Genomic DNA, 23,980 nt, shown 5'->3' with positions numbered 1-23,980 from the left:
GCGAAGCGGGAACAACGCCTTCCGCCGGCCCGTTCTGCCGCCGGCCGGCCACCCTCGCGGACGGATGTCCTTCGCTCACCGAAAGGCCCCGCGCGGCTGCCCTTTCGGGCACCCCGATTCCCACCGCTTCCCGTCCGCGCCCCGGCCCGGTCCGGCACGTCCGCGGGGGGGGGGGGAGTGATGGAACTGCCCCACCCGCACCGGCCCCCGTTCAGGCGCCCGCGCCCGCCTTCACGATCTGCCCGCCGTCCACCTTGAGCTGGAGCCCGGTGACATAGCGGGACTCGTCGGAGAGCAGATAGACGACCGCGTGCGTCACGTCGGAAGGCTCCACGCACCCGACCGGCAGCGCGGTCAGGCTCTCGTACACCGGGACGGCGTCCTCCGGGCCCGGGGCGTCGAGGTCCGGGCGGAACACCCGGTGCATCCGCTCGTTCATGATCATCGGCGTGGAGACCAGGGACGAGTGCACCGCGTTGATCCGGCGGCCGGACGGGCCGAGCTGCACGGCCAGCGTGTTCACGTAGTCCACCAGACAGCGCTTGGCGAACATGTAGCCCGCCATCCCCGGGCCCCCCGGGTTCTCGCCCTGCCCGGGCAGCAGCCCCGCCACCGAGCCGATCACGACCACCGAACCGCCGGCACCGAGGTGCGGCAGGGCGGCGTGCACCGTGTTGAGCGCCCCGGAGAGGTCGATGTCCACGCTCTCCGTGAAGGCGTCCACCCCGAGGTCGGCGCCGATCGCGATGATGCCCGCGTTCGCGACCACGGCATCGAGCCGGCCGAGCTCCGCCACCCCGTCGGCGAACGCCGCCCGGACGGCGGCGCCGTCGCGCACGTCGGCCCGGCGGGCGAACACCCGGCGGCCCGTCTTCTCCACCAGCCGGACCGTCTCCGCCAGGTCCTCCGGCGTCGCGCCGGGGTAGCCGGTGGCCGCCACGTCCTCGCACAGGTCGACGGCGATGACGTCGGCCCCCTCCTCGGCGCAGCGCACCGCATGGCCGCGACCCTGCCCCCGGGCGGCCCCCGTGATGGCAACTACCTTGTCCTGCAAGCGATTCACGCCAACTCCTCCGCTTCGCGATCCCCCCGTTCCGCGAGCCTAGGCAGGGCCACCCCACCCCCCAACCCCTATTCGCCGACGGCCGCGACAGTGGGGTCCTCCCCACCCCGAATAGGGGCGTTAACGGGATTACGGCAGCTCTTCCCCATGAGCAGACTGGCGTTCATGACGTTCGAAGCCCTGGTCTCACCAGCGCCCGTGCCGGAAGTCCGAGAGGCGGGCAGCGACTTCGCCGGCCTGTCCCGCCAGATCACGGAAGCGGGACTGCTGGACCGGCGACCGCTCTACTACTCGGTGCGGTTCACGCTGGTGGGACTCTCCCTCGTCGCCGGTGTCGCGGCGGTGATCGCCGTGGGCGACTCCTGGGCGCAGCTGCTGGTCGCCGCGGCCATGTCCGTGGTCTTCGGCCAGATAGCCCTGCTGGCCCACGACCTGGCGCACAAGCAGGTCTTCACCTCGCGCCGGGCGAGTGAGGGCTGGGGCATCTTCGTCGCCGACTTCCTGATGGGCATGAGCTACGGCTGGTGGATGAACAAGCACAACCGCCACCACGCCAACCCCAACCACGAGGAGAAGGACCCGGACGTCTCCCCCGACATCCTGATCTGGTCCGAGCGCCAGGCCCGCGCGGCCAAGGGGCTCCCCAGGTTCGTCGGCAGGCACCAGTCCCGGCTGTTCTTCCCGCTGCTCATGCTGGAGGGCCCGAACCTCAGCTTCAACAGCTTCCGTGCCCTCAACAAGCCGACCATGAAGCGGCCCGTCCTCGAAGGCACCCTGCTCGTCGCCCACTTCGTGCTCTACCTGGGCGGGCTCTTCCTGCTTCTGCCCCCGGGCCTGGCCGTCGCCTTCATCGCCGTCCACCAGGCGCTGTTCGGCATCTACCTCGGCTCCGTCTTCGCCCCCAACCACAAGGGCATGGCGATGGTCACCGGCGAGGACCGGCTCGACTTCCTCCGCCGGCAGGTGCTGACCTCCCGCAACGTCAGGGGCGGCCCGTTCGTCGACGTCCTCATGGGCGGTCTCAACTACCAGATCGAGCACCACCTCTTCCCCAGCATGCCGACCCCCGCCCTCCGCAAGGCGCAGCTCATCACCGAGCGGTACTGCGCCGAGCTTGGAGTCTCCTACCACCAGACCGGGCTCCTCGCGTCCCACCGGGAGGCGCTGCGCCACATGCGCGCCATCGGCGAGCCGATCCGGCTGGAGTTCTGACCGGGGGCGACACCACAGACTCCGGCCCGGTGCCCTCCGCCATCATCCCCCGTGTGGCGGCCGCACCGGGCCGGTCATCCCGCCCGTCGCACCGCTCTCCCCGCACCGCTCGCGCCGCACCGCCTTCCCCGCACCGCCTTCCCCGCACCGCCTTCCCCGCCCGTACGGCCCCCCGCAGTACGCCCCCCGCACGACTTCCCCGAGGCATGAAGCCGCCGGCGCTCCGCCCGCGGCCGCAGCACGGCAACGAACCCGGAGACCACGACAACGACGTTCCCAGCGATGGGCCATCGGTCAGGAGGCCGTCATGACGTCACCCCACCCCCCGGCCCTGCCCGAGGACGCATTCGTCTGGGACGCCCTCATCGGCTCGGGGTTCGCCGACGCCCTCCAGCAGGGCCTCGCCCGCGCCGCGCACCGCCTCCAGGACCACGCCGGGCCGCCCGGCACCGGTGGCGACGCCGGCCACCGGCTCCGCGCCCGCCTCCCGGCTCCCGCCGACCCGCCCGGGCTCCGCAAGCCCCGGCCCGCAGCCGCCCGCCGGCACCACTGAGGCGCCGTCGGCACGGAACCACCGGCACCACCGAACGGCCGGCACCACCGAACCGCCGGCCCCCGAACCGCCGGCCCCCGAACCGCCAGCCCCCGAACCCCCATGGCCTCCGCGGCCCCGGCCTTCCCCCCGTGAGGCCCGGACCGCGGGGGCCGTGGGCCTTCCGCGGCCCCGCCCCGACGCCCGCCCCGACGCCCGCCCTGGAGCCCAGGCCTCCCGGCCCCGTCCGAGGCCCCGGGCCCCCGGTCTCAGAGGTTGAGATGGGCGAGCACCGCCAGCACCCGCCGGTTGTCGTCCCCCGACTGCGCCAGCCCCAGCTTCCCGAAGATGTTGTTGGTGTGCTTGCTCACGGACTTCTCCGTGATGCAGAGCTGCCGCGCCACCGCCGCATTGCTGCGCCCCTCGGCCATCAGCGCCAGCACCTCCCGCTCCCTGGTGGTGAGGGCCTGCATCGACCCCTTCGCCGAGCTCCGCTCCAGCAGCTGCGAGATCACCGACGTGTCCATCGCCGTCCCGCCCGCGGCCACCCGCCGCACCGCGTCGACGAACTCGCTCACCTCGAAGACCCGGTCCTTGAGCAGGTAGCCGATGCCGCCCCGCTGGTCGGTGAGCAGCTCCTTGGCGTAGAGGTGCTCCACGTGCTGCGACAGCACCAGCACGGGCAGCCCGGGCAGCTCCCGGCGGGCCTCGGCCACCGCGTGCAGCCCCTCGTCGGTGAAGGTCGGCGGCAGCCGGACGTCGACCACCGCCACGTCGGGGCGGTGCTCCAGCAGGGCCTCCAGCAGGCTCGGGCCGTTGTCCACGGCCGCGACCACCTCGAAGTCGTTGAGGGTGAGCAGCTGGGTGATCCCCTCCCGCAGCAGCGCCAGGTCCTCGGCGATCACAACACGCATGGCAACTCCATCGTCACTGTGGTGGGGCCACCCACCGGACTCTCCAGGTCGAGCGTCCCGTCGAAGGGGGCGAGACGCCGGCGCAGGCCGTGCAGCCCGCCGCCCTCGCGGACGGTCGCGCCACCGCCCCCGTCGTCGCCGACGACCAGCCGCAGCCGCCCGTCGGCATAGCCGAGCCGCACCCAGGCCGAGGTGGCGGCGCTGTGCTTCGCCACGTTGGCGAGCGCCTCGGCGAGCGCGAAGTAGCCGGCCGACTCGACCGGCGGCTCGGGCCGGCCGGGCAGGTCGATGTCGACCTGGACGGGGATGGGCAGGTCGAGGGCGAGGGCCCGGACGGCCCCGTCGAGGCCGCGTTCGGCCAGGACCGGCGGGTGGATCCCCCGGACGAGGTTGCGCAGGTCGGCCAGGGCCTGGGCACTGGCCTCACGGGCGTCGGTCAGCATCCGGTACGCGGTGTCGGGGCTCTTGCGGAACAGCTGCTCCGCCAGCCCGAGTTTGAGCCCGATCGCCACCAGCCGGGCCTGGGCGCCGTCGTGCAGGTCGCGTTCGATCCGCCGCAGCTCGGCGGCCTGCGCGTCCACCGCGGCCGACCGGGTCTCGGTCAGCTCGGCCACCCGCCGGGCGAGGTAGGCCTTGGCCGTCGGGGAGAGCAGCTTCTGGCTGATCCGGGTGTGCACCCGCAGCAGGCGTCCCGCGCACCAGAACCCGAGGTACATGATGCCCAGGCCCTGGAAGAACGAGAGTACCGCCGTCGTGGTGCTGTGCACGGGCCAGATCAGCCCGTACCCGTAGGTGGGGTCCATCAGTGGCCAGAACAGCGGGGTGGCCACCACGCCGTGCAGCCCGTAGATCATCAGCCACCCGGGCAGCAGCCCGAAGAGCAGGCCGACCGGGGCGTCGATCAGGAGCCAGAGGAGGTCCCGCCAGGTCGACAGGTCGGTCAGCAGCAGCCGGCAGTAACGCACGCTGCTCGGCACGTCCAGCGGCTCGAAGTCCTCCCCCTCCTGCGGCCGGTAGGGGCTGGGTATGTCCACCCCCCACCAGGTGCTGAGCAGCCGCCGGTGCAGGTCGGCCACGCCCCGGACGGCGAACAGCACGATCGGCAGGGTGAGGACGCCGATGCCCAGCGGGAGCACCAGCAGCGAGGCGAGCGAGAGCGCGAGCAGCGGAACGGCCGCGAGCTGGGAGAGCAGGGCGACGGCCACACCGCGCCGCGCGGACACCAGGGCGGCGCACAACCAGGGAACGAGTTCGGAGCGCAGCCACGGAGGCCATCGGGCACTGCTCACGGGCACATCGGCTCCCCGCTCCCGCCTCGTCGGTCCACGTCTCCTGCTACGCAGCGTACGTGAGCCGGGGCGTTCCGGATGGGGGAGGGGGGAGTTTCCTCCCCCCTGAGAAGTGGGGTTTCACCGGTTCTCCCGGTGCGCCCCGGCGACCAGACTCTTCGTCATGAGCACTGAGTTCGCGACGATGCCGGATGCCCCCGACCTCCGGCGCAACGCGCCCCGGTCCGAGACCGGCGGCAGCGATTTCGCCCAGCTGAGCCGCCGGATAGCCGCCGAGGGACTGCTCGACCGGCGCCCGGTCTACTACACCGTGCGCTTCGGTCTCGTGCTTGCCGCGTTCTTCGGCGGCTGGTGGGCCCTGTTCGCACTGGGCGACACCTGGCTGCAACTGCTGCTCGCCGCGGCGATGTCCCTCGTCTTCGCCCAGATCGGCCTCATCTCGCACGACCTGGCCCACCGCCAGGTGTTCAACCAGCGCCTCCACAGCGAGATCGGCGGCCGCCTCGCCGCCAACCTCCTGATGGGGATGAGCTACGGCTGGTGGATGAACAAGCACACCCGCCACCACGCCAACCCCAACCACGAGGAGCGCGACCCGGACGTCGCCCCCGACATCGTGGTCTGGTCCAAGCGGCAGGCGAGCCAGGCCGGCGGGCTCGCCAGGTTCATCGGGGCGCGGCAGGCCTACCTCTTCTTCCCGCTGCTGCTGCTGGAGGGCCTGAACCTCAGCTACAACAGCTTCCGCGCACTCCGCAGCCCCACGATGAAGCGCCCGTACCTGGAGGGCACCCTGCTGGTCGCCCACTTCGCGGCCTACTTCGGGCTGGTCTTCGCCGCCCTCCCGGCCGGCAAGGCGCTCGCCTTCCTCGGCGTCCACCAGGCGCTGCTCGGGATCTGCCTCGGCTGCGTCTTCGCCCCCAACCACAAGGGCATGCTGATGGTGACGCCCGAGATGAAGCTCGACTTCCTCCGCCGCCAGGTGCTGACCTCCCGCAACGTCCGGGGCGGGGTGCTCGTCGACGTCCTCATGGGCGGTCTCAACTACCAGATCGAGCACCACCTCTTCCCCAACATGCCGACCCCCGCGCTCGGCCGCGCCGCGCAGATCACCAAGGAATTCTGCGAGGAGAAGGACATCCCGTACTACGAGACCGGCATCGTCCGCTCCTACCGCGAGATCCTCACCCACCTGCACCGCACCGGCGAGCCGATCCGCGCCGCCGGCTGACAGACTCCCGGTGCGCGACCCGCCCCCGTGGTCGCGCACCGGGTCCCCCGCCGATGCCCGAGCGGGAAGCGCACAAGGCCCAGGCCGGGCTCCTCCGGCCTGGGCCTTCCGCTGCGCCGCGCCGGCCGGCCGGGCGAGGGGCAGGAGCGGCCGAGGGATGTGACGTGCCGGCGGGAGACATGCGCAGGGCCGTCCACCCGGTGGGTGAACGGCCCTGCGGTGCGCTACAGGTCACAAGGGGTGAAGCCCCTCGTTCCAGGTGGGCCGCCAGGGGCTCGAACCCTGAACCTACGGATTAAAAGATCGACACGGATCGCGATCCCACGGGTTGCGGCGCGTCGTCGGCCGTCCCCTCGGCCCTGGGACTCACCCGGCTCACCCAACGCACTGGGCTGGCCGTCCCAGGGTAGTGACCGATCAGGTTGGCAAGCTCCCTCAGCAGCACCGACTTGCCGCTGTTGTTGGGACCGATGAACACCGTCATACCGTCCGCCGGTGGATTAACCACCGTCCCGTCGACCAGCTGCAGTTCCTCGACGCCGAACGAGAACCCCACGCGCACCACCCCGGCCACAGACCACGGGCGCCGTCGCCCGCACCTACCAGGCACCCTATCGAGCCTGTCAGCCGGTTTGGCCTCGGCGACCGAGCTGCGAGTAGGTCGGACCCACCGGGCGTCCGGCCCACTCGCAGTCGCTTTGGGGCTACCTGGTCGCGAGTACCTCGCCGCGCTCGACAGCCCCACGGAGAACGGTGGCGAACGCCTGGGGCAGGAGGTTGATCGCGTCGAGGGCCTCAGTGGTGAGGGCGATCTCCTCCAGGAGGTACTCGCCTCGGCCTTCCTGGCTGAACTCGGGGCCGGTGCGGTCCTCGAAGCTCCACTTGTCGATGGTGGCGAGGTAGAAGTCCTGGCGCTCCTCGTCGGTCTCCAGGGTGTGGAGGAGGCTGACGATCTGGGCCTCGCCGGCGATCTCCTCGCGGATCTCGCGCTGGAGGGCATCCTCGGGGCTGGCGTCTGTCGGTTCGATCTTGCCGCCGACGATCACCCAGTACGGGTCGATGCCGGGGCGGATGCGCTTGATCAGCAACGTGGTGTTGTTCGGGGTGAGGAGGACGGCGCGGACGCGGTGCTGCATGTGGTCTCTTCCTGTCTCGACGGTGCCGGCGGTCAGTGGAGGATCCAGCCGCCGTCGACGTGCAACGACTGGCCGGTGATGAAGGACGCGCTCGGGCCGGCGAGGAAGGTCGCTGCGGCGGGCGACGTCCTCGGGACGGCCCCGGCGCTGAACGCACTGGCGGCGGATCTGGTCCTCGGGTCGGGCGCGGTGATGAGCGGGCAGGTCGTTCTCCGCCTCGACCTGGATGGCCCCGGGCAGGACAGTGTTCACGCAGATTCCGACCGGGCCAAGTTCCCTGGCCAGCGACCTGGTGAAGCCGATCAGTCCGGCCTCGGCGGTGCTGTAGGCAGTGAGGCCGGGGCGTCCGGCGCGGGCGTTGACGCTGCCGATGTTGATGATCCGGCCCCAGCGGCGCTCGGCCATTCCGGGAGTGACGGCGCGGCACGTGCGGTAGTGGATGGTGAGGTTCGACTCGATCGCGCTGGCCCGCTCCTCCTCGCCGAGCTCGTCCCACGCCGTGCGGGGGTAGGCGCCGGCGTTGTTGACCAGGATGTCGATCGGGCCGAGCTCCGATTCGACCTGGTTGGTGAGCGCGGCGACCGCGTTCGGTTCGGTAAGGTCGGCGCTGACCTCAATCCTGGGGCGTCCTTCGCGGCGGACGACGCCGAGGACGGCGCGGGCCTGGGCGATCCGTGCGAGGTGATTGACGGCGACGGAGGCTCCGGCAGCGGCCAGCGCTCGGCTGATCGCCGCACCGCTCCCGGTGGCTCCGCCAGTGACCAGAGCGACGCGGCCCTGGAGCGGGAGGGCGGTGATGAGAAGGTCAAGCTGCGCGGGTGCGGTCATCGTCCACCCGATCGTCGGGCCCGGTGGCGGGCAGCGGGTGGGTGCGAGCAAACGCCTTGGCCGCATCGGGGTGTCGGACCTCCGCGAGCTTGGCCAGCGGCAGGAGCAGGTCGGCGCCGGTGAGGCAGGAGCTAGGGATCACACCGAGGATCCGCAGGATCAGGAAGTGCCGGATCTGGATGAGGAATCCGTCGGGGTCCAGCCACCACTCCTCCATCACCATCACGGCCGACATCTACGCCGGCGTCCTACCGGAGCTCGCGCTCGCCCATGCTGAGGCCGCCGCAGCGCTGGTCCCCCGGGCACGGTCACCGAAGGACGCCCCGTCCGCTGCCGCACCCGGTACTGACTCGCAGTCCGCTCACGCAGACGGCCCACAAACGCAGCAGCACCCCGACTACTCGAATTAGCCGGGGTGCTGCGCTGCTGGTCAGAGGGGGTTTAGCCCCCTCGTCACACGTGGGCCGCCAGGGGCTCGAACCCTGAACCTACGGATTAAAAGTCCGCAGCTCTGCCAATTGAGCTAGCGGCCCGTGGCCCGCCCGTGCGGAGCCGGCCACCGCGATCCTACCCGGTGTGGCCCAGGGCTCCGCCAGTGGATTGCAGGGGCGCGCCGGGGCTCAAGGGGCGGGCGGGGCGGGCGGGGTGTAGTGGGCGGCGCGGACGCGGCGGAGCCAGGCCTCGGCGGGGCGGGGGTCGGGGGCGGCGGGGAGGACGCCGGGGCGGGCGAGGCGCTCGGCGGCGGCCGCGAGCAGGGGTTCGGCGGTGGCGGGGTGGTCGGCGATGCGTTCGCCGAGTTCGCGGACGCGCTCGGGGTCGGGGAGGCGGACGACGTTCTCGCCGGTCTCGTGGAGCCGGACGCCCTGTTCGACCAGGCGGACCAGGTGCCGGGCGTGCTTGGCGGCCCGGCGGCGGGTGGCCGGGTCGGTGGTGTCGCGGGTGAGCAGTTTGCGGAACTGCTGGTCGGCGTAGCCGAGATAGGAGCTGCGGACGGCCTTCGCGCTCAGGAAGGACGCCCGGATCGCGATGAGCTCCTCGCCCAGCGGGCTGCGTGCCTCGTACAGGCCGTCCGGCAGCCAGGCCAGTTCGGAGGCGGTCGGGTTGCAGGTGAGGGCGAGGCGGCACCACTTGGCGGCCTCGTGCAGCGTCACGTCGGGCCCGGTGGTGACGTGCGACTCCGCCGGGCGGTGCAGGCCGTGGAACTCCTCGGTGGGGGCCGCGTAGAGGCCGAGCCGGTCGATGTCGGAGCCGGCGTGGGCGAAGCCGTACGCGGTCGAGCCGACGACGCCCGCGAGCAGGACGGTGCCGGGGGCGGTGGTCATGGGCGGGCCTCCCTGCGGCCTGGTCTCGGTGCTGTCAGAGGAGTCTGCCGTGCGGGGGCCGCGCCGGGCGAGCGAATTCCGGCCGGGGCGGCGGCCCGGGCACGATACTGGCGCCATGGCGAAGCCCGACGACGAGCAGTCCCCCGGCCCGGGTACCGAGAAGCTGCGGGCCTGGTGGGCGCACCGGCAGTGGCTGGACGGCGCGCACCGCGGCGCCTCCGCCGCCGAGGTCCTGACCGCCACCGGCTGGGCCCGTTCGGTGGGCGGCGCGGCGCCGTACCTGGGCCTGTTCGCGCGGGCCGGGCTGGACCGGGAGGCGGTGGACGCGGCCGTCGCCCGGCTGGACGTGCACGAGCTGCCGTCGGCGCGCGGCTGCACCTACGTGGTGCCGGCCACCGACTTCGCGCTCGCCCTGGCGGCCGGGGCGGCCGCCCCCGAGGGCGAGTTGGCCGCCGCCGGGAAGCATCTCGGGGTGGGCCGGGACGAGGTGGAGAAGCTCTGCCTCGCCGTCGGCCGCGCGCTGGCCGACGCCCCCGGCACGCCGCAGGACCCGGCCGCGATCCGGGCGGCGGTCGGCGACGCCGTCCGCCCGCTGGGCGACGCCGGGAAGAAGCGCGGGCTGTCGACCACCCTGCCGCTGGCGCTGGGGCTGATGCAGTCGCGCGGCCGGATCCGCCGGGTACCGGTCAACGGCCGCCTGGACCAGCAGCGTTACGGCTACGTCGGCTGGGACCAGCCGGTCGCCGGCGACGCGGCGGAGCTGGCCCGGCGCTACTTCTCCTGGGCCGGCCCGGCCGGCCTGCAGCACTTCCGCTGGTTCTCCGGGTTCACCGCCGCGACCGCCAGGCGGGCGGTCGCCGAGGCCGGGCTGGTCGCGCTGCCCGGCGCGCCGTCCGGCCCGTCCGGTCCGGGCCTGCTGATGCCGCCCGAACTCCTCGACGAGTTCGCCGAGTTCACCGTCCCGGCCGAGCCGCACTACACGCTGCTGGCCGGCATCGACGGCATCCACCTGCTCCACCGCGACCTGTCCCGGCTGGTCGACCCGGCCGACGCGGCCCGGCCGCTGCCCGCCGGGAAGGCCGGGCGCAGCTTCGGCGGCGAGGCCGACCCGCAGACCCACATCGTGCTGGACCGCGGCCGGATCACCGGCTTCTGGGAGTACGACACCGAGCGGGGCGAGATCGTCCTCCAGTCCTTCGTGCCGCCGGACGACGCGCTGCGCGAGGCGGTGGCCCGGACGGAGGCGTTCGTCCGCGACCAGCTGGGCGACGCACGCGGGTTCAGCCTGGACTCGCCGAGGAGCCGGGCGCCGAAGATCGCGGCCCTGCGCGCGGCGGCCTCCGGCCGGTGACCCGCCCCGGCCCGGGAGATACCGTTCGGACCATGACCAACTCGACCGGCCCCGCCCGCAACGAAGTCGTCCTCGTCACCGGTGCCGGTCGCGGCATCGGCGCCGCCACCGCACTGCTCGCCGGCCGGCGCGGCTACCGCGTCTGCGTCAACTACCGGACCGACGAGGCCGCGGCGGCCGGCGTGGTCGCGGCGATCCGGGACGAGGGCGGCACGGCCGTCGCCGTCCGGGCGGACGTCACCCGAACCGCCGAGGTGGATCGGCTGTTCGCCACCGTGGACGCCGAACTCGGCCCGCTCACCGCCCTGGTGAACAACGCGGGCACGCTGGAGCGGCAGTGCCGGCTGGAGGAGATCGACGAGGACCGGCTGAACCGGATCTGGGCCTCCAACATCACCTCCTCGTTCCTCTGCGCCGGCCGGGCCGTCCGCCGGATGTCCACCCGGCACGGCGGGGCGGGCGGCGCGATCGTCAACGTCTCCTCCGCCGCCTCCCGGCTCGGCTCGCCGAACGAGTACGTGGACTACGCGGCCGCCAAGGGCGCCGTCGACTCGATGACCCGCGGGCTGGCCCTGGAGGTCGCCGCCGAGGGCATCCGGGTCAACGCCGTCCGCCCGGGCCTGATCCACACCGACATCCACGCCCTGGGCGGCGAGCCCGGCCGGGTCGACCGGGTCGCCCCCGGCCTGCCGATGCGGCGCGGCGGGCAGCCGGAGGAGGTCGCCGAGTCGATCCTCTTCCTGCTCTCGCCGGCCTCCTCCTACATGACGGGCGCGTTCCTCGACGTCGCCGGCGGCCGCTGAACCCGGCCGCCCTCCCCGCGCCGGTGGTCCGATTCCCTCCCCCGGCAGACCGTTTGTCCGTACGGTGGAGCCCATGACCGACGACCTGCCGGACCGTGAACCCGACCTGCCGTCCGCCTTCCTCGCCATCCCCGGCGTGCGCAACTTCCGCGACGCCGGCGGCGTCGGCACCCTGCGCACCGGGGTGCTCTACCGCTCCGGCTCCTTCCACACCCTCGCCCCCGAGGGCGCCCAGCGCCTCAAGGCGCTCGGCCTGCGCCTGGTGATCGACCTGCGCAGCCCCTTCGAGCTGGAGGTCTGGCCCGACCTGCGGCACGGCCTCGACCACGAGGCGGTCAACCTCCCCACCCTCCCGGCCAACCGCGAGGACACCGACCGCCCGTGGCCCGAGGGCCAGGCCGAGCTCTACCCCTTCATGGCCGAGACCGCCGGCCCGTCCCTGGTCGCCGCCATCCGCCGGCTCGGTAGCCCCGGAGGCGTCCCGGCCGTCGTCCACTGCGCCGTCGGCAAGGACCGCACCGGCCTGACCATCGCCGTCGTGCAGTCCCTCCTGGGCGCCTCCGACGCCGAGATCACCGCCGACTTCCTGCTCTCCAACGCCGGCCTCGGCCTCCTCGACGGCCCCACCCCCTACCTCGACGAGACCGGCACCGAGCGCATCTCCCGCCCCATCTCCGCGCCGCTCCTCGCCTCCTCCCTCGCCTGGATCCGCACCCACCACGGATCCGTCCCCGCCTACCTCCAGGCCCACGGCCTCACCGAAGCCGACCTCACCGCCCTCCGGGCCAACCTCGCCGCCTGATTCAAGGCCTCGGGCCGATAACTGAGGTGCGTGGGGTGGGCGGAGCGGAGGCATAGCCGGTTCAGTTCTGCACCCGCAGCCGCACGTGCCCACGCCTGTGCCCTGGAGGGCAGGCGCGCCTGGCATCCGCACGCCCCACATGCCATTCCTGGATCCGCGAACTCAGCTGCGCTCTATCACTGGATGCTGCTAGAACGATCTCTAACTGCTTCGTGGGCGTCAGGAGATGTCAGTGTCCGACTCAACCGATCGCCAGCCTGACACCGTCCCGGGCCTCTACGAGTCCGTGCTGACCACCGAGTTGGTCAAGCGGCTCGCCAGCGTTGAGAAGGCCGGTCTCCGTGTCATCGATCGCGACGTTGACCGTGAGTCCGCCCCTTTCGTACTCGCGAGGTACATCAGCGCTCAGGTGGAGCATGCTCTGCAGGCCACAAAACCCGATCAGCGGGTCGATTTGGCAAACCGGGTACTGGCATCACTCACCACTGCAGGCCGACCCACCCCGCCCGACATCGTCCAGCCCGGCCCCCGTGAGCTGATTGCTGTGGTCGAGCAGGAGGCTCCTGGTGTCTACCAGGTCCGACCGCTTGCTCCGCTTTCCGAAAGCGCGTTGCTGACCAACGCCCCCGAAGAACCGAACCTCGGCAGCGAACTCCGGGCCGAGCTCGCTACCGCCGACCGAGTCGACCTGCTGTGCGCCTTTGTGAAGTGGCACGGCCTGCGAGTCCTCGAGGAGCGGCTTCGCCAGGCCAAACTTCGCTGCGTTCCACTTCGGGTCATCACCACCACCTACATGGGGGCCACCGAACGCCGGGCGCTCGACCGGCTGGTCCGCGAGTTCGGCGCCGAAGTGAAGATCAACTACGAGCTCCACAGCACCCGTCTCCACGCCAAGGCATGGCTGTTCCGGCGAGCCACCGGATTCGATACGGCCTACGTCGGCAGCTCAAATCTCTCCAAGGCCGCTCTCCTCGACGGTCTGGAGTGGAACGTCCGACTCTCCAGCGTCGCTACACCAGCCCTCCTGCGGAAGTTCGAGGCGACCTTCGATTCCTACTGGAACAACCCGGAGTTCAAGAGCTACGACCCCGATCGCGACGCCGACGAGCTCGACCGCGCGCTCGCCGGCGCGGGTGCCCCGTGGGCTCCTGGCCGCGACCGAACACTCTCCTTGGCCAAAGTCGAGCTTCGGCCACGTCCTCACCAACGCGAGATGCTGGAGAGCCTGACTCTCGCCCGCGAGCTTCACGACCACCATCACAACCTTTTGGTGTCGGCTACGGGCACTGGGAAGACGATCATCGCGGCGTTCGACCACAAGCAGCTCAGCGCGGCGCGAAGTGACGCGCCGACCCTCCTCTTCGTTGCCCATCGGCGTGAAATCCTTGAGCAGGCGATGGCGGCCTATCGCGACGTCCTAGCCGACGGAAACTTCGGCGAGCTCTTGCTCGGCGGTGAGCGCCCCGAGCAGCGGCGTCATGTTTTCGCCAGCATTCAATCGCTCTCCTCGCAGGCCAGTCTCGACGCATTCGCGCCCGACCACTTTGACATCATTGTGATCGACGAGTTCCACCACGCGACCGCCGAGACCTATCGCAGGATCATCGATTACTTCACCCCTCGCGAGTTGCTGGGCCTGACCGCCACACCAGAGCGAGCGGACGGCAAGCGAGTGCAGGACGAATACTTTGACGGCCGGATCGCCGCCGAGCTGCGGCTCTGGCAGGCGCTGGAGGACGGCCTCCTCTGCCCCTTTCACTACTTCGGCGTGCACGACAACACCGACCTGCGCAACGTCCGATGGCGCCAGGGCGCCTACGACAGTGCTGATCTGACCGACACCCTGGTCGCTACCAATACCCAGGCCGTCCAGGTCCTCAGCGCAGTCCACGACAAGATAAATGACCCCTTTGCCATGCGGGCGCTTGGATTCTGTGTCTCCGTGCGCCATGCCGAGCACATGGCCAAGGTCTTCAGTGAAGCCGGCCTCAAGGGGCTGGCACTGTCCGGAGAAACCCCGACCAAGGAGCGGGAGGCGGCACTCGCCAAGCTAAAGAACGGCGAGGTTCAAGCGCTATTTTCGGTTGACCTGTTCAACGAAGGCTTGGACATCCCCCACGTCGACACGCTTCTCCTCCTCCGTCCGACGTCCAGCGCGACCATCTTTCTTCAACAGCTTGGACGCGGCCTTCGCCGAGCTGAGGGCAAGCCCGTCCTGACCGTACTGGACTTCATCGGCTATCAGCGCAAGGAGTTTCGTTTCGAGGATAGGTTCCGCGCACTCACCGGATACACCCGGCACAGCCTCACTCAGAACCTAGCCGATGACTTCCCGTTGCTTCCCGAGGGCTGCCAGATCGTTCTCGACCGGGTGTCGAAGGACATCGTCCTAACAAACATCAGGGTGCAACTCAAGGGAAATGTCAACACCATTGCCCAGGAGGTACGGACTCAAGGCGAGCCATCCCTGAGCAGCTACCTCACCGAGAGCCACCGCCACATCAACGAGATCTACCGCGGCCAGAACTCCTGGACCGGCGTATTGCGTCGAGCCGGTCTCGCCACCTGGGATGAGCTACCGGGCGACGAGGCCCTGCTCAACCGGATAGCCACCCTGCTGCAGGTAGACGACCCGGAGCGCGTTCAGGCATACACCGCACTAGTCGCCGATGATGCACCCGCATTCGATAGCCTTAATGATCGAATGAAGACGTACGCCACGATGCTGTTCTTCGCGCTCTGGCCACGTGGCGGTGGTTTTCGCTCCATCCCGCAGGGATTGGCGGCGCTTCGGTCCCACCACGCCGTACGAAGTGAGCTCCGCCAGGTCTTCGCGTACGGCCTCGCCAACGCGGCGCACGCTCCCAGGCCACTCAGCCCAGATCTTGGCCTGCTCTCCCAACAGCCCCTGGCTATCCACGCGCACTACAGCAGGCCCGAGCTCCTCGCTGCCCTGAAATGGGCGACGCTCGACAAGAACAAGCCGTCGACATCCCAAGGCGGAGTTGCTTGGAGTTCGGCCTCTCGGACGGATGCACTGATGGTCACCATCAGGAAGGACGAGAAGAAATTCTCTCAGAACACCCGGTACCGGGACTTTGCTCTGAGCGAGGAGCTGTTCCACTGGGAATCTCAGAACCACACCTCGGCAAACTCAAAGGCAGGACTTCGCTACCAGAACCACCGACAAGAGGGAAGCAACGTGCTGCTGTTTGTTCGGCAGGACAACGAGAATGAGATCGGCCGCCCGTCCCCCTATGTCCTGCTCGGTCCAGCCGATTACGTCTCCCACGAGGGCAACCGCCCCATGGCGGTGACCTGGCGCCTACACGTCCCGCTGCCGGCGGATGTCCAACACTTCACTGCGGTCACCTCCGGTTAGCCGGCGGCCCCGGCCTACTCCTGCCGCTCCAGGCGCCACCACTGGGTCGGGGAGTCGGTCTCCTCGCGCTGTTCGACGGGGTTGCCGGGGGTCGTGGCGGTGAGGGGCTTGCCGCTGATGAAGCTGGTGAGGGTGTAGGTGCCGGGGGCGTCGAGGTGGTGTTCGAGGAGCCACTCCTGGGCGCCGAAGGCGTTGGCGGACCACTGCTGGATCGGTACGCCGTCGTCGGGGGAGGCGCCGGTGACGTCGAGGCGCTTGCCGCTGGCGACGTTCTCGAAGTGGTGGAGGGCGCCGCCGGGGTGGACGGCGGTGAGGCGCCAGAGCTGGGCGTCCGAGCCGTCGTCGGCGCCCAGCCGGACCTTGGCGCCGCTGCGGCGGCTCCCGTCGGCGACCTCCAGCAGCAGGCCGCTGCCGACGTTGCGCACCCGGTAGAGGCCGTCCGTGATCACGTGGTCAGTCACGGTTCGAGTCTCTCACCGGGGGCCGACAGGCCTCCCGGTCGTCGCGACCTGCGCGGTACGGCCGGCCCGCACGGCCTCGTACCCGAAGGCCGCCGCGAGCACGCCCGCCGTGGCCGCCACCTCGGCCAGGGCGGAGACGCCGGTGCCCAGCGGGACGACCGCCACCAGCAGGGCGGCCGCGGCGAGCCGGGGCAGGTTCGGGGTGAGCGCGAAGGTGCGGCGGACGGCGGTGTTGACGGCGAGGAAGAGCGCGACGCCGCCGGCCAGCGCGGCGGCCTGGCCCAGGGTGATCGGCGCGCCGGGGTGGGCGACGGCGGACTTCACGCCGGCGGCGAAGAGCAGGACGCCGAGCAGCAGGCCGTAGTGGCCGAGATTGTAGACGCTGACCGCGAGCCGGTTGCGGCGGTCCGAGGGGAGCGCGGCCATGTGGTGGTCGGCGCGGGCGTCGTCGTCGTGGCCGAAGTAGGCCCACCAGAGGCCCACGCAGACGCTGAGGCTGAGCACGGCCACGGCGATCACGGCGGCGCTGAGGTCGGCGGTGCCGGCGCCGACGCCGATGGCGATCACCGACTCCCCGAACGCGATGATCACGACCAGCCCGTGGCGTTCGACGAAGTGGTCGGAGCGGAGCAGGAACTGCGGCAGGTCGACCAGCCGCGGTATCGCGAACTGCAGGGCGAAGGCGGCGGCCCAGAAGGCGAGTTGGGCGGTACCGGTGAAGTAGCCACCGGCCACCACCAGGCCGGTGTTCACCAGGTTGAGCCCGCCCATCCGCAGTACCGGGCCGAGCGCCACGCCGGAGACGGCGAACATGCCGGTGTGCACGGCGACCACCAGCAGGTACGCCCAGCCGAAGACGACGCCGCTGCCCTCGAAGGCGTGCGGGACGGAGAGCGAGATCAGCAGGAAGCCGGCCATGGCGAGCAGCAGCAGGCCGCGGCGGCCGTGACTGCTGGGCGGCATCGCGTTGGTCAGCCAGATGAACGCGTCGTACATCCACCAGATGACCGCCAGCATCACCACCACCTGGGCGAGCCCCCCGACGGTGAGGTGGTGGGCCAGGCTCCCGGTGAGCTGGGTGACGGTGAAGACGAAGACGAGATCGAGGAAGAGTTCGAGCGGGGACACCCGCAGAGCGGGTTCCGCCACGGCCACGGAGGGGGCCGGCAGGGTACGGGTCGCGGTCACCCGCGCGAGTATGCGGGACACTGGCGGGCCCGTGCGGGCGATTTCCGACACTCGGACGCGGAAAGCCGCTCCCCTTCCCCCTCGCCCTCCACCTCTTCCCCCTTCACCCGACGCGCATCCCGTCCGCACACCCCACCCCGACGACCCGACCGACGGCCCGACCGACGGCCCGCCCGCCGCACCCCGGCCGGACGGACCGTCAGGGCGGCCGCCTATGCTGCGGCGAATGGTGTCCGACCGAATTCCCTCGCACGGCGGGTCCGCGGATCCGTCAGACCGTCAGCCGCCGGCCCTCCTCGGCGCGATCGCCGATCTGGAGGCGGCAGTCCAGGCAACCGACATCGAGCACATCGACGCCGCGTTCCGCGCGGTGCGCGGGCTGCTCGGCCCGGCCGGGGAGCGCGAGTCCGCCGCGGTGGGCCCGCGGCTGGCCGCCCTGCTGCCGGACTTCCCGCCGTTCGAGCGGTCCCACCTGGCGATGATGGTGGGCGCCTGCGTGGAGCGCGGCTCCGATCCGGTGGCCTGTGCCGGCCAGGTGCTGGCCGGTCTGCGCGGGGCGTTGAGCGGGGCGCTGCTGCTGATCGAGCGCTGGAAGGAGACGGGCGGCGGCGAGCTGCCCGATCCGGACGCGGACGACCCGGGGCAGGCGCATGCCCGGATCGCCGACCCGGAGGACCCGGACGCCTGGCCCGCCCACCGGGCGGTCATCGGCTGGTGGACGCTGCACCTGTGGCAGATGGCCTCGTTCGCGGTGTACACGCACGCCGCCGTCCGCACCTCGGCCCGGGCCTCCGGCGTGACCGACGTGCTGGTCGAGCTGATCGAGCGGTACGGCGAGGGGCAGCACGACCTCAAGGGCCTGCTGTACCTGATGAAGACGTTCGACGACGAGCCGCTGCTGGTGCTGGACCGCCCGACCGGCACCGGCTATCTGGTCCGGATGGACGGCCTGACCGACAACTTCCAGCTGCACACGCTCCTCGCCGACCTGCTGATCGGCGGCGGCCACCTGCCCGGCACCCGGCCCGACCCGGAGGTGGTCGCGCTCACCCGGACCGAGGAGGTGGACGGCCGCCGGGTCACCGCACTGGGCGCGTTCAACCTGGTCGCGCCGGACGGTTCGTGGATCTGGAACGAGGGCACTCCCAGCGACATCCCGGTGGTGGACGGCGTCCGCACCCTGGTGCTGGACCCGCAGCCGTACGAGCGGAGCTGGGCGGCCGGCCGGTTCATCCAGCAGGTCCCGGGGGAGCTCCGGCTGGAGCGGGTGCTCACCCCGGCCGAGGCCGCGCACCACCTCTCCCGGACTGCCGCGGCGCGCCCCTTCGAGGAGGCGTTCCGCTGAACCGCCGGCCCCACCAGGCCCGGCCGCCGGATCGCACGCAGGACCGCCCGGCGAGCCGTTTCGACGGCCGGGTTATGGTCGGGAGGTTGGAAGGTCGGAGGAGTTCAGGGCGTCCGTGGAGTTCGGCGGGGCCCGCGAGGTCCGGAACCTCCGGAGGTCTGCAGAGTGGAGTCGACGATGGCGAAGATCCCGAACGTGCTCTCGGCCGCGGCGCCCGCGGCGCTCACCGCGGCGAGCGGCCTGGTCGGCGGCTACGGCGTCGCCCGCTGGACCGGCCGGCGCGAGCTGGGCGGCGCGGTGCTGGCGGTCGCCGGGGCCGGCGCCGCCACGCAGTGGCACCGCCGCTCGGGCACGGCCACCGCGGCCGCGCTGACCGGCCTGTACGTGGCGGCTTTCGGCGGCTCGCACCCGCTGGCGAAGAAGATCGGCGCCTGGCCGTCCGTCTTCGCCGTCACCGGCGTGGTCGCCGCCGCCTCGACCGCCGCGACCACCTTGGCAGCACGCAAGAGCTGACGGCACACAAGAGCCGGCAGCGCGGAGGGCCGGCAGTGCGCAGCGGCCGACGGCACGCACGAGCCGACCGCACGCGAGGCCCCACGTGACCTCGCCCCCACCACCCGAGGGCTGACGGCCGCTGCTGCAGGCCGCCGCCGTCAGCCGACGGCCGCGCCGAACCGGGCCTCGAAAGCGGCCCGGTTCGCCGAGACGGGCGTGCGGTCCCAGACCGCGAACACCACCCGCTCGAACGCCGCGCCGTACTGCGCCAGCGCCCCCTCGAAGGCCTCGGCCACCTGGGCCGGGTCGTTGCCGAACACTCCGCAGCCCCACGCCCCCAGCACCAGCGTGCGTATCTCGTGCCGGGCCGCCGCTGCGAGGACCCGGACGGCCCGCTCGGCGAGCACGCCCCGGACGTCCGTGCCGGCCGAACGCCGCTCCAACTGGCCCGCGTTGGGCGCCGGCGAGGTCAGGAACGTCACCGGGTACGGCTGTGCCAGCAGCTCCCCCTGCGCGCCCCGGATCACCGGCACGTCGGGCGAGACGATCACCCGGTGGCTGTAGCGCAGGTCACTGGAGGCGCGGTGCGCCTCGTAGTAGTCCGGTGCTTCCAGCAGGCAGGTGTACAGCAGGGCGCTGCGGCAGAGGTCCTCCTCCTGGGCGCGGGCGCCACGCAGGTAGCCGCCGCCCGGGTTACGTGCGGAGGCGAAGTTGAGCACCCCCACCCGGCCACCCCCGGCCCCGACCAGCCGCCGGGCCGCCTGGATGCTGCCCTCGGCCGTCACCTCGATCGCCCCGGTGCCCGGACCCGGCCCGGGCGCGCCGGCCCGCACCAGCGCGTCCAGCGCCTCCGGCGTGTACGACACCGTCCCCTCCCTGGCCACGGCCAGTCGCTCCGACACCTGTACGAGCTCGCCCCCGGCTGCCCGGTAGCTCCCCCGTTCGGCGATCTCCTCGTTCACCGCCGCCACGTGATGCAGTCTGCTGCTCATGTCCGCGACCGTACGGGACCCGGCCGCCCACGCGCCACAGGTTATTCTCACCAGCAGAACAACAGCCCGCGGGAGAACGACAACGGGCCCGCCCCACCGAAGTGGAGCGGGCCCGAAGTGACGTCAGCCGGCGTCAACCGGCATCAGCCGGTGTCAGTTCTTCCAGCGCGGCTTGCGGTCGTCGCGGTTGAAGCCACCGGAGTTGAAGCCACCGGAGCGGCCGCCGCGGTCGTCACGGTCACGGTTGAAGCCACCGGAGGCCTGCGGGCGGCCACCGGAGCGGTGGTCGTCGCGGCGCGAGAACGGACGGCTGCTGCTGCCGCGCTCGTCACGGTCACGGCCGAAGGCCGGACGGTCACCGAAGGAGCGGGCCGGACGGTCGCCGAAGCCACCGGAGCGGCCGCCGCGGTCGTCGCGGTCACGGTTGAAGCCACCGCCGCGGTTGTCACGGTCACCGAAGGAACGGCCACCGCGGTCGTCGCGGTCACGGTTGAAGCCACCGCCGCGGTTGTCACGGTCACCGAAGGAACGGCCGCCACGGTCGTCGCGGTCACGGTTGAAGCCACCGCCGCGGTTGTCACGGTCACCGAAGCCACCCGAACGGCCACCGCGGTCGTCACGGTTGAAGCCACCGGAGCGGCCACCGCGGTCGTCACGGTCACGGTTGAAGCCGCCGCCACGGTTGTCACGGTCACCGAAGCCACCGGAACGGCCGCCGCGGTCGTCACGGTTGAAGCCACCGGAGCGGCCACCGCGGTCGTCACGGTCACGGTTGAAGCCACCCGAACGGCCACCGCGGTCGTCACGGTCACGGCCGAACGCCGGGCGCTCGGTGCGCTCGGGACGCTCGGTGCGCGCCTCGCGGTACGACGGGGTGCGCTCCTCGGCCACCGGGGCGGCGGTCTCGACGGCGGTCTCCGAAGCCTCGGCGGAGTCGGCCTCGGCGGCCGGCGCCTCGTCCTCGATGCCCAGCTCGGCCCGCTCGCGAGCGGCCCGGGCGGCCAGGCGGTCGGCCTCCTCGCGCAGCTCGGTGGCGCGGCGCTGCGCGCGCTCCAGCTGGCGGGTCATGTCGGCGAGCTCGCGCTCGGCGGCACCGGCGATGCCGGCCGCGCTCTCGGCCTGGACCTCGATCAGCGAGCGGGCGCCGGTGATCTTGGCGACCTCGGCGTCGAAGGCGTGGTCGAGGATGTGGCGCGAGGCGTCCACGCCCGCGTCCTCCATCAGACGGAACACGCCACGGCGCTGGTGCGGCAGCACCAGGGTGACAACGGCGCCGGAGCGGCCGGCACGCGCGGTGCGGCCGGAGCGGTGCAGGTAGTCCTTGTGGTCACCGGCCGGGTCCACGTTCAGGACCAGGTCGATGCCGTCGACGTGGATGCCACGGGCGGCGACGTCGGTGGCGACCACGACGTTGACGTAGCCGTCCTTGAAGTCGCCGAGGACGCGGGTGCGGGCGCCCTGGGTCATACCGCCGTGCAGCGCGTCGGCCTTCACGCCGGCCTCGATGAGCTGCTCGGCGACGCGGTCGGCGCCCATCTGGGTGCGGACGAAGATGATCGTGCGGCCCTTGCGGGCGGCGATCGCGTTGGTGATCGGCGCCTTGTCCTTGGGCTTCACCACGAGGATGTGGTGGGTCATGGTGGTGACCGCGCCGGCCGACGGGTCGACCTCGTGGGTGACCGGGTTCTTCAGGTAGCGCTTGACCAGGGTGTCGATCTCGTTCTCCAGGGTGGCGGAGAACAGCAGGCGCTGGCCGCCGGCCGGCACCTGGTCGAGGATCTCGGTGACCTCGGGCAGGAAGCCCATGTCGGCCATCTGGTCGGCCTCGTCGAGCACGACGGTCTGGACGTCGGCCAGCTTGGCGCTCCCGCGGTTCAGCAGGTCACGCAGACGGCCGGGGGTGGCGACCAGGACGTCGACGCCGCGCTCCAGCGCGTAGATCTGGTTCGACATCGAGGTGCCGCCGCAGACGACCTTGAGCTTGAGGCCGAGCACCGAGCCGAACGGCTCCAGGGCGTCGGCCACCTGCATGGCCAGCTCGCGGGTCGGGACCAGGATCAGGCCGCGCGGGTGCTTGGGCTTGGTGCGCTCGCCGTCGGCGAGGCGGGTCAGCAGCGGCAGGCCGAAGCTGAGGGTCTTGCCGGAGCCGGTGCGCCCACGGCCCAGCACGTCCTTGCCGGCCAGGGCGTCCGGGATGGTCGCGGCCTGGATCGGGAACGGGGTGGTGACGCCACGCTTGGCGAGGGCGCGCACGACGTCGTCGTGCAGGCCCAGGTCGCCGAAGGTGATGGTGGGCTCGACGTGCTCGGCCTCGTCCGCGACGTCGTCGGCGGCGATCTCGGCGGAGTCGGCGGCCTCGGCGACGGCCTCGGCGGCGTCGGTGGTGACCTCGATCAGCTCGGCGTCGAGGGTGGTGACATCGGCGGCGGACTCGCTCGCGGGCATGGCGAAGCGGGCGTCGTCAACGAGAGACATGCAAAACCTTCCGGAAGTGGCACGCGCCAAAGTCCGGGGTTCTGTTTCACAACCGCCTCTATGCGGTCAGCCACGGATCGCCGGAACGCGCCAAGGGCGCCAGATGGGAATAGGGCGCCAGTCAAATGAATCAAACGAACGATCTACCACCATAGACGAGCCTAGGGATCGGAGGCAAATGCGCTGGCCAGGCTGCTAATGCCCGCCCGCGCCCGGGCTCGGGGCCGAAGATCCGGAGCTTGTGGGGGAGGGTTCCGTGGTCGGCGGGACGGTCGCGGCGGGCGTGGTGTGACCGGGATCGGGAGTGCCGGACGGCAGCCCGGTCGGGCTCGCCGCCGGGCTGGTGGCCGCGCCACCGCCGGAGTGCCCCGCGCCCGCACCGCCGGCCGTGCCGGCACTCGAGCCGGACCCGCCGGACCCCCCGGACCCGCCGGCGCCGCCGGTGCCGCCACTGGCACCGGCGCCACCGGCCGCCCCGCCGCCCGACGAGCCGCCACGCGGTTGGGGTGCGGTGCCGTCGCTCACGCCCCCAGCAGCCCCGTTCGCGCCGGGGGCGACCTCACCGAGTGCCGCGTCCGGCAGTGCCCCCGCGCCGTCGGGCGCGCCGTTCACGCCGTTCGCGCCGGGGGACGCCGCACCCGGCGCGGAGGTCAGGCCCGTCCCCGGCGCGCTCTCCGTCTGCGCGCCCCCCGTGCGCTCCGGTCGCCCGGACGCACCACCCTGGTGGGCGCCGCCGCTCGGCGCGGCCGACCCGCCGCCCGCGGACTTGCCCGGCGTCCCGGCCTGGCCGACCGGCACTGCGCCGTGCTTCTCGTCCGCCGCAGGCCCCACCGACATGCAGCCGGTCAGGCCGAGACCGGCCACCGCCAGCACCGCCGCCGCCCGGACCACACCGTTGCGCACGGCCACCGGCCGCGGCTCGGCCTCCCGGACCGCGACCGCCCGCACCACCGCGGGACGGTCCTCCCGGGCGCCCACCTCGCGCACCGCACGCACCGCACGCACCGCACCCACCTTGCGCACCGCACGGACCGAACGCACCGAAGCCACCGCACGCACCGCACGCATTGCCGCCACCGCGATCCCTCTCCCGCCGCCCCACCCGGGCCACCCGCCGGCCGCCCTACCGCGCCCGGCACTTCCGGTGCCCAACGCGCGCCCG

At 72.1% G+C, this 23,980-nt stretch carries 21 protein-coding genes and 1 tRNA gene; 9 read left to right on the top strand and 13 right to left on the bottom strand.

Going from position 1 to position 23,980, the window contains the following annotated elements; genetic code table 11:
- Positions 1-211 precede the first annotated feature (211 nt).
- On the bottom strand, positions 212-1,063 hold the full coding sequence (locus tag ACZ5WK_RS10455; RefSeq protein WP_465546855.1) for a mycofactocin-coupled SDR family oxidoreductase: 852 nt from the start codon (positions 1,061-1,063) through the stop codon (positions 212-214).
- Between the two features lie 165 nt (positions 1,064-1,228).
- Here ACZ5WK_RS10455 and ACZ5WK_RS10450 point away from each other — a divergent pair, with 165 nt between their 5' ends.
- Entirely contained in the window at positions 1,229-2,275 is a 1,047-nt protein-coding gene (locus tag ACZ5WK_RS10450; RefSeq protein WP_465546854.1) for a fatty acid desaturase family protein, read from the top strand.
- A gap of 307 nt (positions 2,276-2,582) precedes the next feature.
- On the top strand, positions 2,583-2,828 hold the full coding sequence (locus ACZ5WK_RS10445; RefSeq protein ID WP_465546853.1) for a hypothetical protein: 246 nt from the start codon (positions 2,583-2,585) through the stop codon (positions 2,826-2,828).
- Positions 2,829-3,076: 248 nt separating this feature from the next.
- Here ACZ5WK_RS10445 and ACZ5WK_RS10440 read toward each other — a convergent pair whose 3' ends face one another.
- Positions 3,077-3,721 carry a response regulator transcription factor gene (locus ACZ5WK_RS10440; protein ID WP_465546851.1) on the bottom strand — a complete coding sequence of 215 codons (645 nt, stop codon included), beginning with the start codon at positions 3,719-3,721 and terminating at the stop codon, positions 3,077-3,079.
- A complete protein-coding gene (locus ACZ5WK_RS10435) occupies positions 3,709-5,010 on the bottom strand; it encodes a sensor histidine kinase (RefSeq protein WP_465546850.1) in 1,302 nt (433 codons plus the stop codon). The genes ACZ5WK_RS10440 and ACZ5WK_RS10435 overlap by 13 nt, the downstream gene beginning before the upstream one ends.
- Before the next feature lie 184 nt (positions 5,011-5,194).
- On the opposite strand from ACZ5WK_RS10435, the gene ACZ5WK_RS10430 reads away from it, so the two are divergent.
- Complete coding sequence (locus tag ACZ5WK_RS10430; RefSeq protein WP_396324750.1) at positions 5,195-6,238, top strand: fatty acid desaturase family protein; 1,044 nt, start codon at positions 5,195-5,197, stop codon at positions 6,236-6,238.
- Between the two features lie 295 nt (positions 6,239-6,533).
- Here the strand turns inward: ACZ5WK_RS10430 and ACZ5WK_RS10425 are convergent, their stop codons facing one another.
- The 5 genes from ACZ5WK_RS10425 to ACZ5WK_RS10405 form a co-directional block, all read right to left on the bottom strand.
- Positions 6,534-6,794 (bottom strand): hypothetical protein, encoded by a 261-nt coding sequence (locus ACZ5WK_RS10425; RefSeq protein ID WP_465546849.1) that lies wholly within the window; start codon positions 6,792-6,794, stop codon positions 6,534-6,536.
- A gap of 148 nt (positions 6,795-6,942) precedes the next feature.
- Positions 6,943-8,202 (bottom strand): SDR family NAD(P)-dependent oxidoreductase, encoded by a 1,260-nt coding sequence (locus ACZ5WK_RS10420; protein WP_465546847.1) that lies wholly within the window; start codon positions 8,200-8,202, stop codon positions 6,943-6,945.
- On the bottom strand, positions 8,180-8,437 hold the full coding sequence (locus tag ACZ5WK_RS10415; protein ID WP_465546845.1) for a hypothetical protein: 258 nt from the start codon (positions 8,435-8,437) through the stop codon (positions 8,180-8,182). Before ACZ5WK_RS10415 ends, ACZ5WK_RS10420 begins: the two co-directional genes overlap by 23 nt.
- Positions 8,438-8,662: 225 nt before the next feature.
- Positions 8,663-8,735, bottom strand: a tRNA-Lys gene (locus ACZ5WK_RS10410).
- Positions 8,736-8,822: 87 nt separating this feature from the next.
- A complete protein-coding gene (locus ACZ5WK_RS10405) occupies positions 8,823-9,524 on the bottom strand; it encodes a nucleotidyltransferase domain-containing protein (protein ID WP_465546843.1) in 702 nt (233 codons plus the stop codon).
- Positions 9,525-9,639: 115 nt separating this feature from the next.
- Here ACZ5WK_RS10405 and ACZ5WK_RS10400 point away from each other — a divergent pair, with 115 nt between their 5' ends.
- The 4 genes from ACZ5WK_RS10400 (at position 9,640) to ACZ5WK_RS10385 (ending at position 15,862) form a co-directional block, all read left to right on the top strand.
- Positions 9,640-10,875: a DNA glycosylase AlkZ-like family protein gene (locus ACZ5WK_RS10400; RefSeq protein WP_465546841.1), complete on the top strand. Its 1,236-nt coding sequence runs from the start codon at positions 9,640-9,642 to the stop codon at positions 10,873-10,875.
- A gap of 32 nt (positions 10,876-10,907) precedes the next feature.
- Positions 10,908-11,678 carry an SDR family oxidoreductase gene (locus ACZ5WK_RS10395; protein WP_465546839.1) on the top strand — a complete coding sequence of 257 codons (771 nt, stop codon included), beginning with the start codon at positions 10,908-10,910 and terminating at the stop codon, positions 11,676-11,678.
- Positions 11,679-11,751: 73 nt separating this feature from the next.
- On the top strand, positions 11,752-12,480 hold the full coding sequence (locus ACZ5WK_RS10390; RefSeq protein WP_465546837.1) for a tyrosine-protein phosphatase: 729 nt from the start codon (positions 11,752-11,754) through the stop codon (positions 12,478-12,480).
- A gap of 226 nt (positions 12,481-12,706) precedes the next feature.
- On the top strand, positions 12,707-15,862 hold the full coding sequence (locus ACZ5WK_RS10385) for a DEAD/DEAH box helicase (protein ID WP_465546835.1): 3,156 nt from the start codon (positions 12,707-12,709) through the stop codon (positions 15,860-15,862).
- 14 nt (positions 15,863-15,876) lie between these two features.
- Here ACZ5WK_RS10385 and ACZ5WK_RS10380 read toward each other — a convergent pair whose 3' ends face one another.
- The gene (locus tag ACZ5WK_RS10380) at positions 15,877-16,323 is read right to left on the bottom strand and encodes an RICIN domain-containing protein (RefSeq protein ID WP_405360881.1); all 447 of its coding nucleotides are present in this window, start codon (positions 16,321-16,323) and stop codon (positions 15,877-15,879) included.
- Between the two features lie 12 nt (positions 16,324-16,335).
- Complete coding sequence (locus ACZ5WK_RS10375; RefSeq protein ID WP_465546833.1) at positions 16,336-17,511, bottom strand: low temperature requirement protein A; 1,176 nt, start codon at positions 17,509-17,511, stop codon at positions 16,336-16,338.
- Positions 17,512-17,737: 226 nt separating this feature from the next.
- Between ACZ5WK_RS10375 and ACZ5WK_RS10370 the strand changes: the two genes are divergently transcribed.
- Both ACZ5WK_RS10370 and ACZ5WK_RS10365 read left to right on the top strand, forming a co-directional pair.
- Positions 17,738-18,856 carry a hypothetical protein gene (locus tag ACZ5WK_RS10370; RefSeq protein ID WP_465546831.1) on the top strand — a complete coding sequence of 373 codons (1,119 nt, stop codon included), beginning with the start codon at positions 17,738-17,740 and terminating at the stop codon, positions 18,854-18,856.
- 177 nt (positions 18,857-19,033) lie between these two features.
- Positions 19,034-19,369, top strand: coding sequence for a hypothetical protein (locus tag ACZ5WK_RS10365; protein WP_465546829.1), 336 nt, complete (start codon positions 19,034-19,036; stop codon positions 19,367-19,369).
- 140 nt (positions 19,370-19,509) lie between these two features.
- Here ACZ5WK_RS10365 and ACZ5WK_RS10360 read toward each other — a convergent pair whose 3' ends face one another.
- The 3 genes from ACZ5WK_RS10360 to ACZ5WK_RS10350 all read right to left on the bottom strand — a co-directional run bounded on the left by ACZ5WK_RS10360 (position 19,510) and on the right by ACZ5WK_RS10350 (position 23,823).
- Positions 19,510-20,343, bottom strand: coding sequence for a TIGR02452 family protein (locus tag ACZ5WK_RS10360; RefSeq protein ID WP_465546826.1), 834 nt, complete (start codon positions 20,341-20,343; stop codon positions 19,510-19,512).
- A 153-nt stretch (positions 20,344-20,496) separates the two neighbouring features.
- Positions 20,497-22,818 carry a DEAD/DEAH box helicase gene (locus ACZ5WK_RS10355; RefSeq protein ID WP_465546824.1) on the bottom strand — a complete coding sequence of 774 codons (2,322 nt, stop codon included), beginning with the start codon at positions 22,816-22,818 and terminating at the stop codon, positions 20,497-20,499.
- 195 nt (positions 22,819-23,013) lie between these two features.
- Positions 23,014-23,823 (bottom strand): hypothetical protein, encoded by an 810-nt coding sequence (locus ACZ5WK_RS10350; RefSeq protein WP_465546822.1) that lies wholly within the window; start codon positions 23,821-23,823, stop codon positions 23,014-23,016.
- Positions 23,824-23,980: the final 157 nt, after the last annotated feature.

The organism is Kitasatospora sp. NPDC032757, from assembly GCF_055579305.1.
The sequence above is the reverse complement of the archived record's forward strand: the minus strand, read 5'-3'. Positions and strand labels throughout refer to the sequence as shown.

Coding starts and splice junctions, on each gene's coding strand:
- ACZ5WK_RS10450 (WP_465546854.1), top strand. CDS start 1,229: ATGACGTTCGAAGCCCTGGTCTCACCAGCGCCCGTGCCGGAAGTCCGA.
- ACZ5WK_RS10445 (WP_465546853.1), top strand. CDS start 2,583: ATGACGTCACCCCACCCCCCGGCCCTGCCCGAGGACGCATTCGTCTGG.
- ACZ5WK_RS10440 (WP_465546851.1), bottom strand. CDS start 3,721: ATGCGTGTTGTGATCGCCGAGGACCTGGCGCTGCTGCGGGAGGGGATC.
- ACZ5WK_RS10430 (WP_396324750.1), top strand. CDS start 5,195: ATGCCGGATGCCCCCGACCTCCGGCGCAACGCGCCCCGGTCCGAGACC.
- ACZ5WK_RS10420 (WP_465546847.1), bottom strand. CDS start 8,202: ATGACCGCACCCGCGCAGCTTGACCTTCTCATCACCGCCCTCCCGCTC.
- ACZ5WK_RS10415 (WP_465546845.1), bottom strand. CDS start 8,437: ATGTCGGCCGTGATGGTGATGGAGGAGTGGTGGCTGGACCCCGACGGA.
- ACZ5WK_RS10405 (WP_465546843.1), bottom strand. CDS start 9,524: ATGACCACCGCCCCCGGCACCGTCCTGCTCGCGGGCGTCGTCGGCTCG.
- ACZ5WK_RS10400 (WP_465546841.1), top strand. CDS start 9,640: ATGGCGAAGCCCGACGACGAGCAGTCCCCCGGCCCGGGTACCGAGAAG.
- ACZ5WK_RS10395 (WP_465546839.1), top strand. CDS start 10,908: ATGACCAACTCGACCGGCCCCGCCCGCAACGAAGTCGTCCTCGTCACC.
- ACZ5WK_RS10390 (WP_465546837.1), top strand. CDS start 11,752: ATGACCGACGACCTGCCGGACCGTGAACCCGACCTGCCGTCCGCCTTC.
- ACZ5WK_RS10385 (WP_465546835.1), top strand. CDS start 12,707: ATGTCAGTGTCCGACTCAACCGATCGCCAGCCTGACACCGTCCCGGGC.
- ACZ5WK_RS10370 (WP_465546831.1), top strand. CDS start 17,738: ATGGTGTCCGACCGAATTCCCTCGCACGGCGGGTCCGCGGATCCGTCA.
- ACZ5WK_RS10365 (WP_465546829.1), top strand. CDS start 19,034: ATGGCGAAGATCCCGAACGTGCTCTCGGCCGCGGCGCCCGCGGCGCTC.
- ACZ5WK_RS10360 (WP_465546826.1), bottom strand. CDS start 20,343: ATGAGCAGCAGACTGCATCACGTGGCGGCGGTGAACGAGGAGATCGCC.
- ACZ5WK_RS10355 (WP_465546824.1), bottom strand. CDS start 22,818: ATGTCTCTCGTTGACGACGCCCGCTTCGCCATGCCCGCGAGCGAGTCC.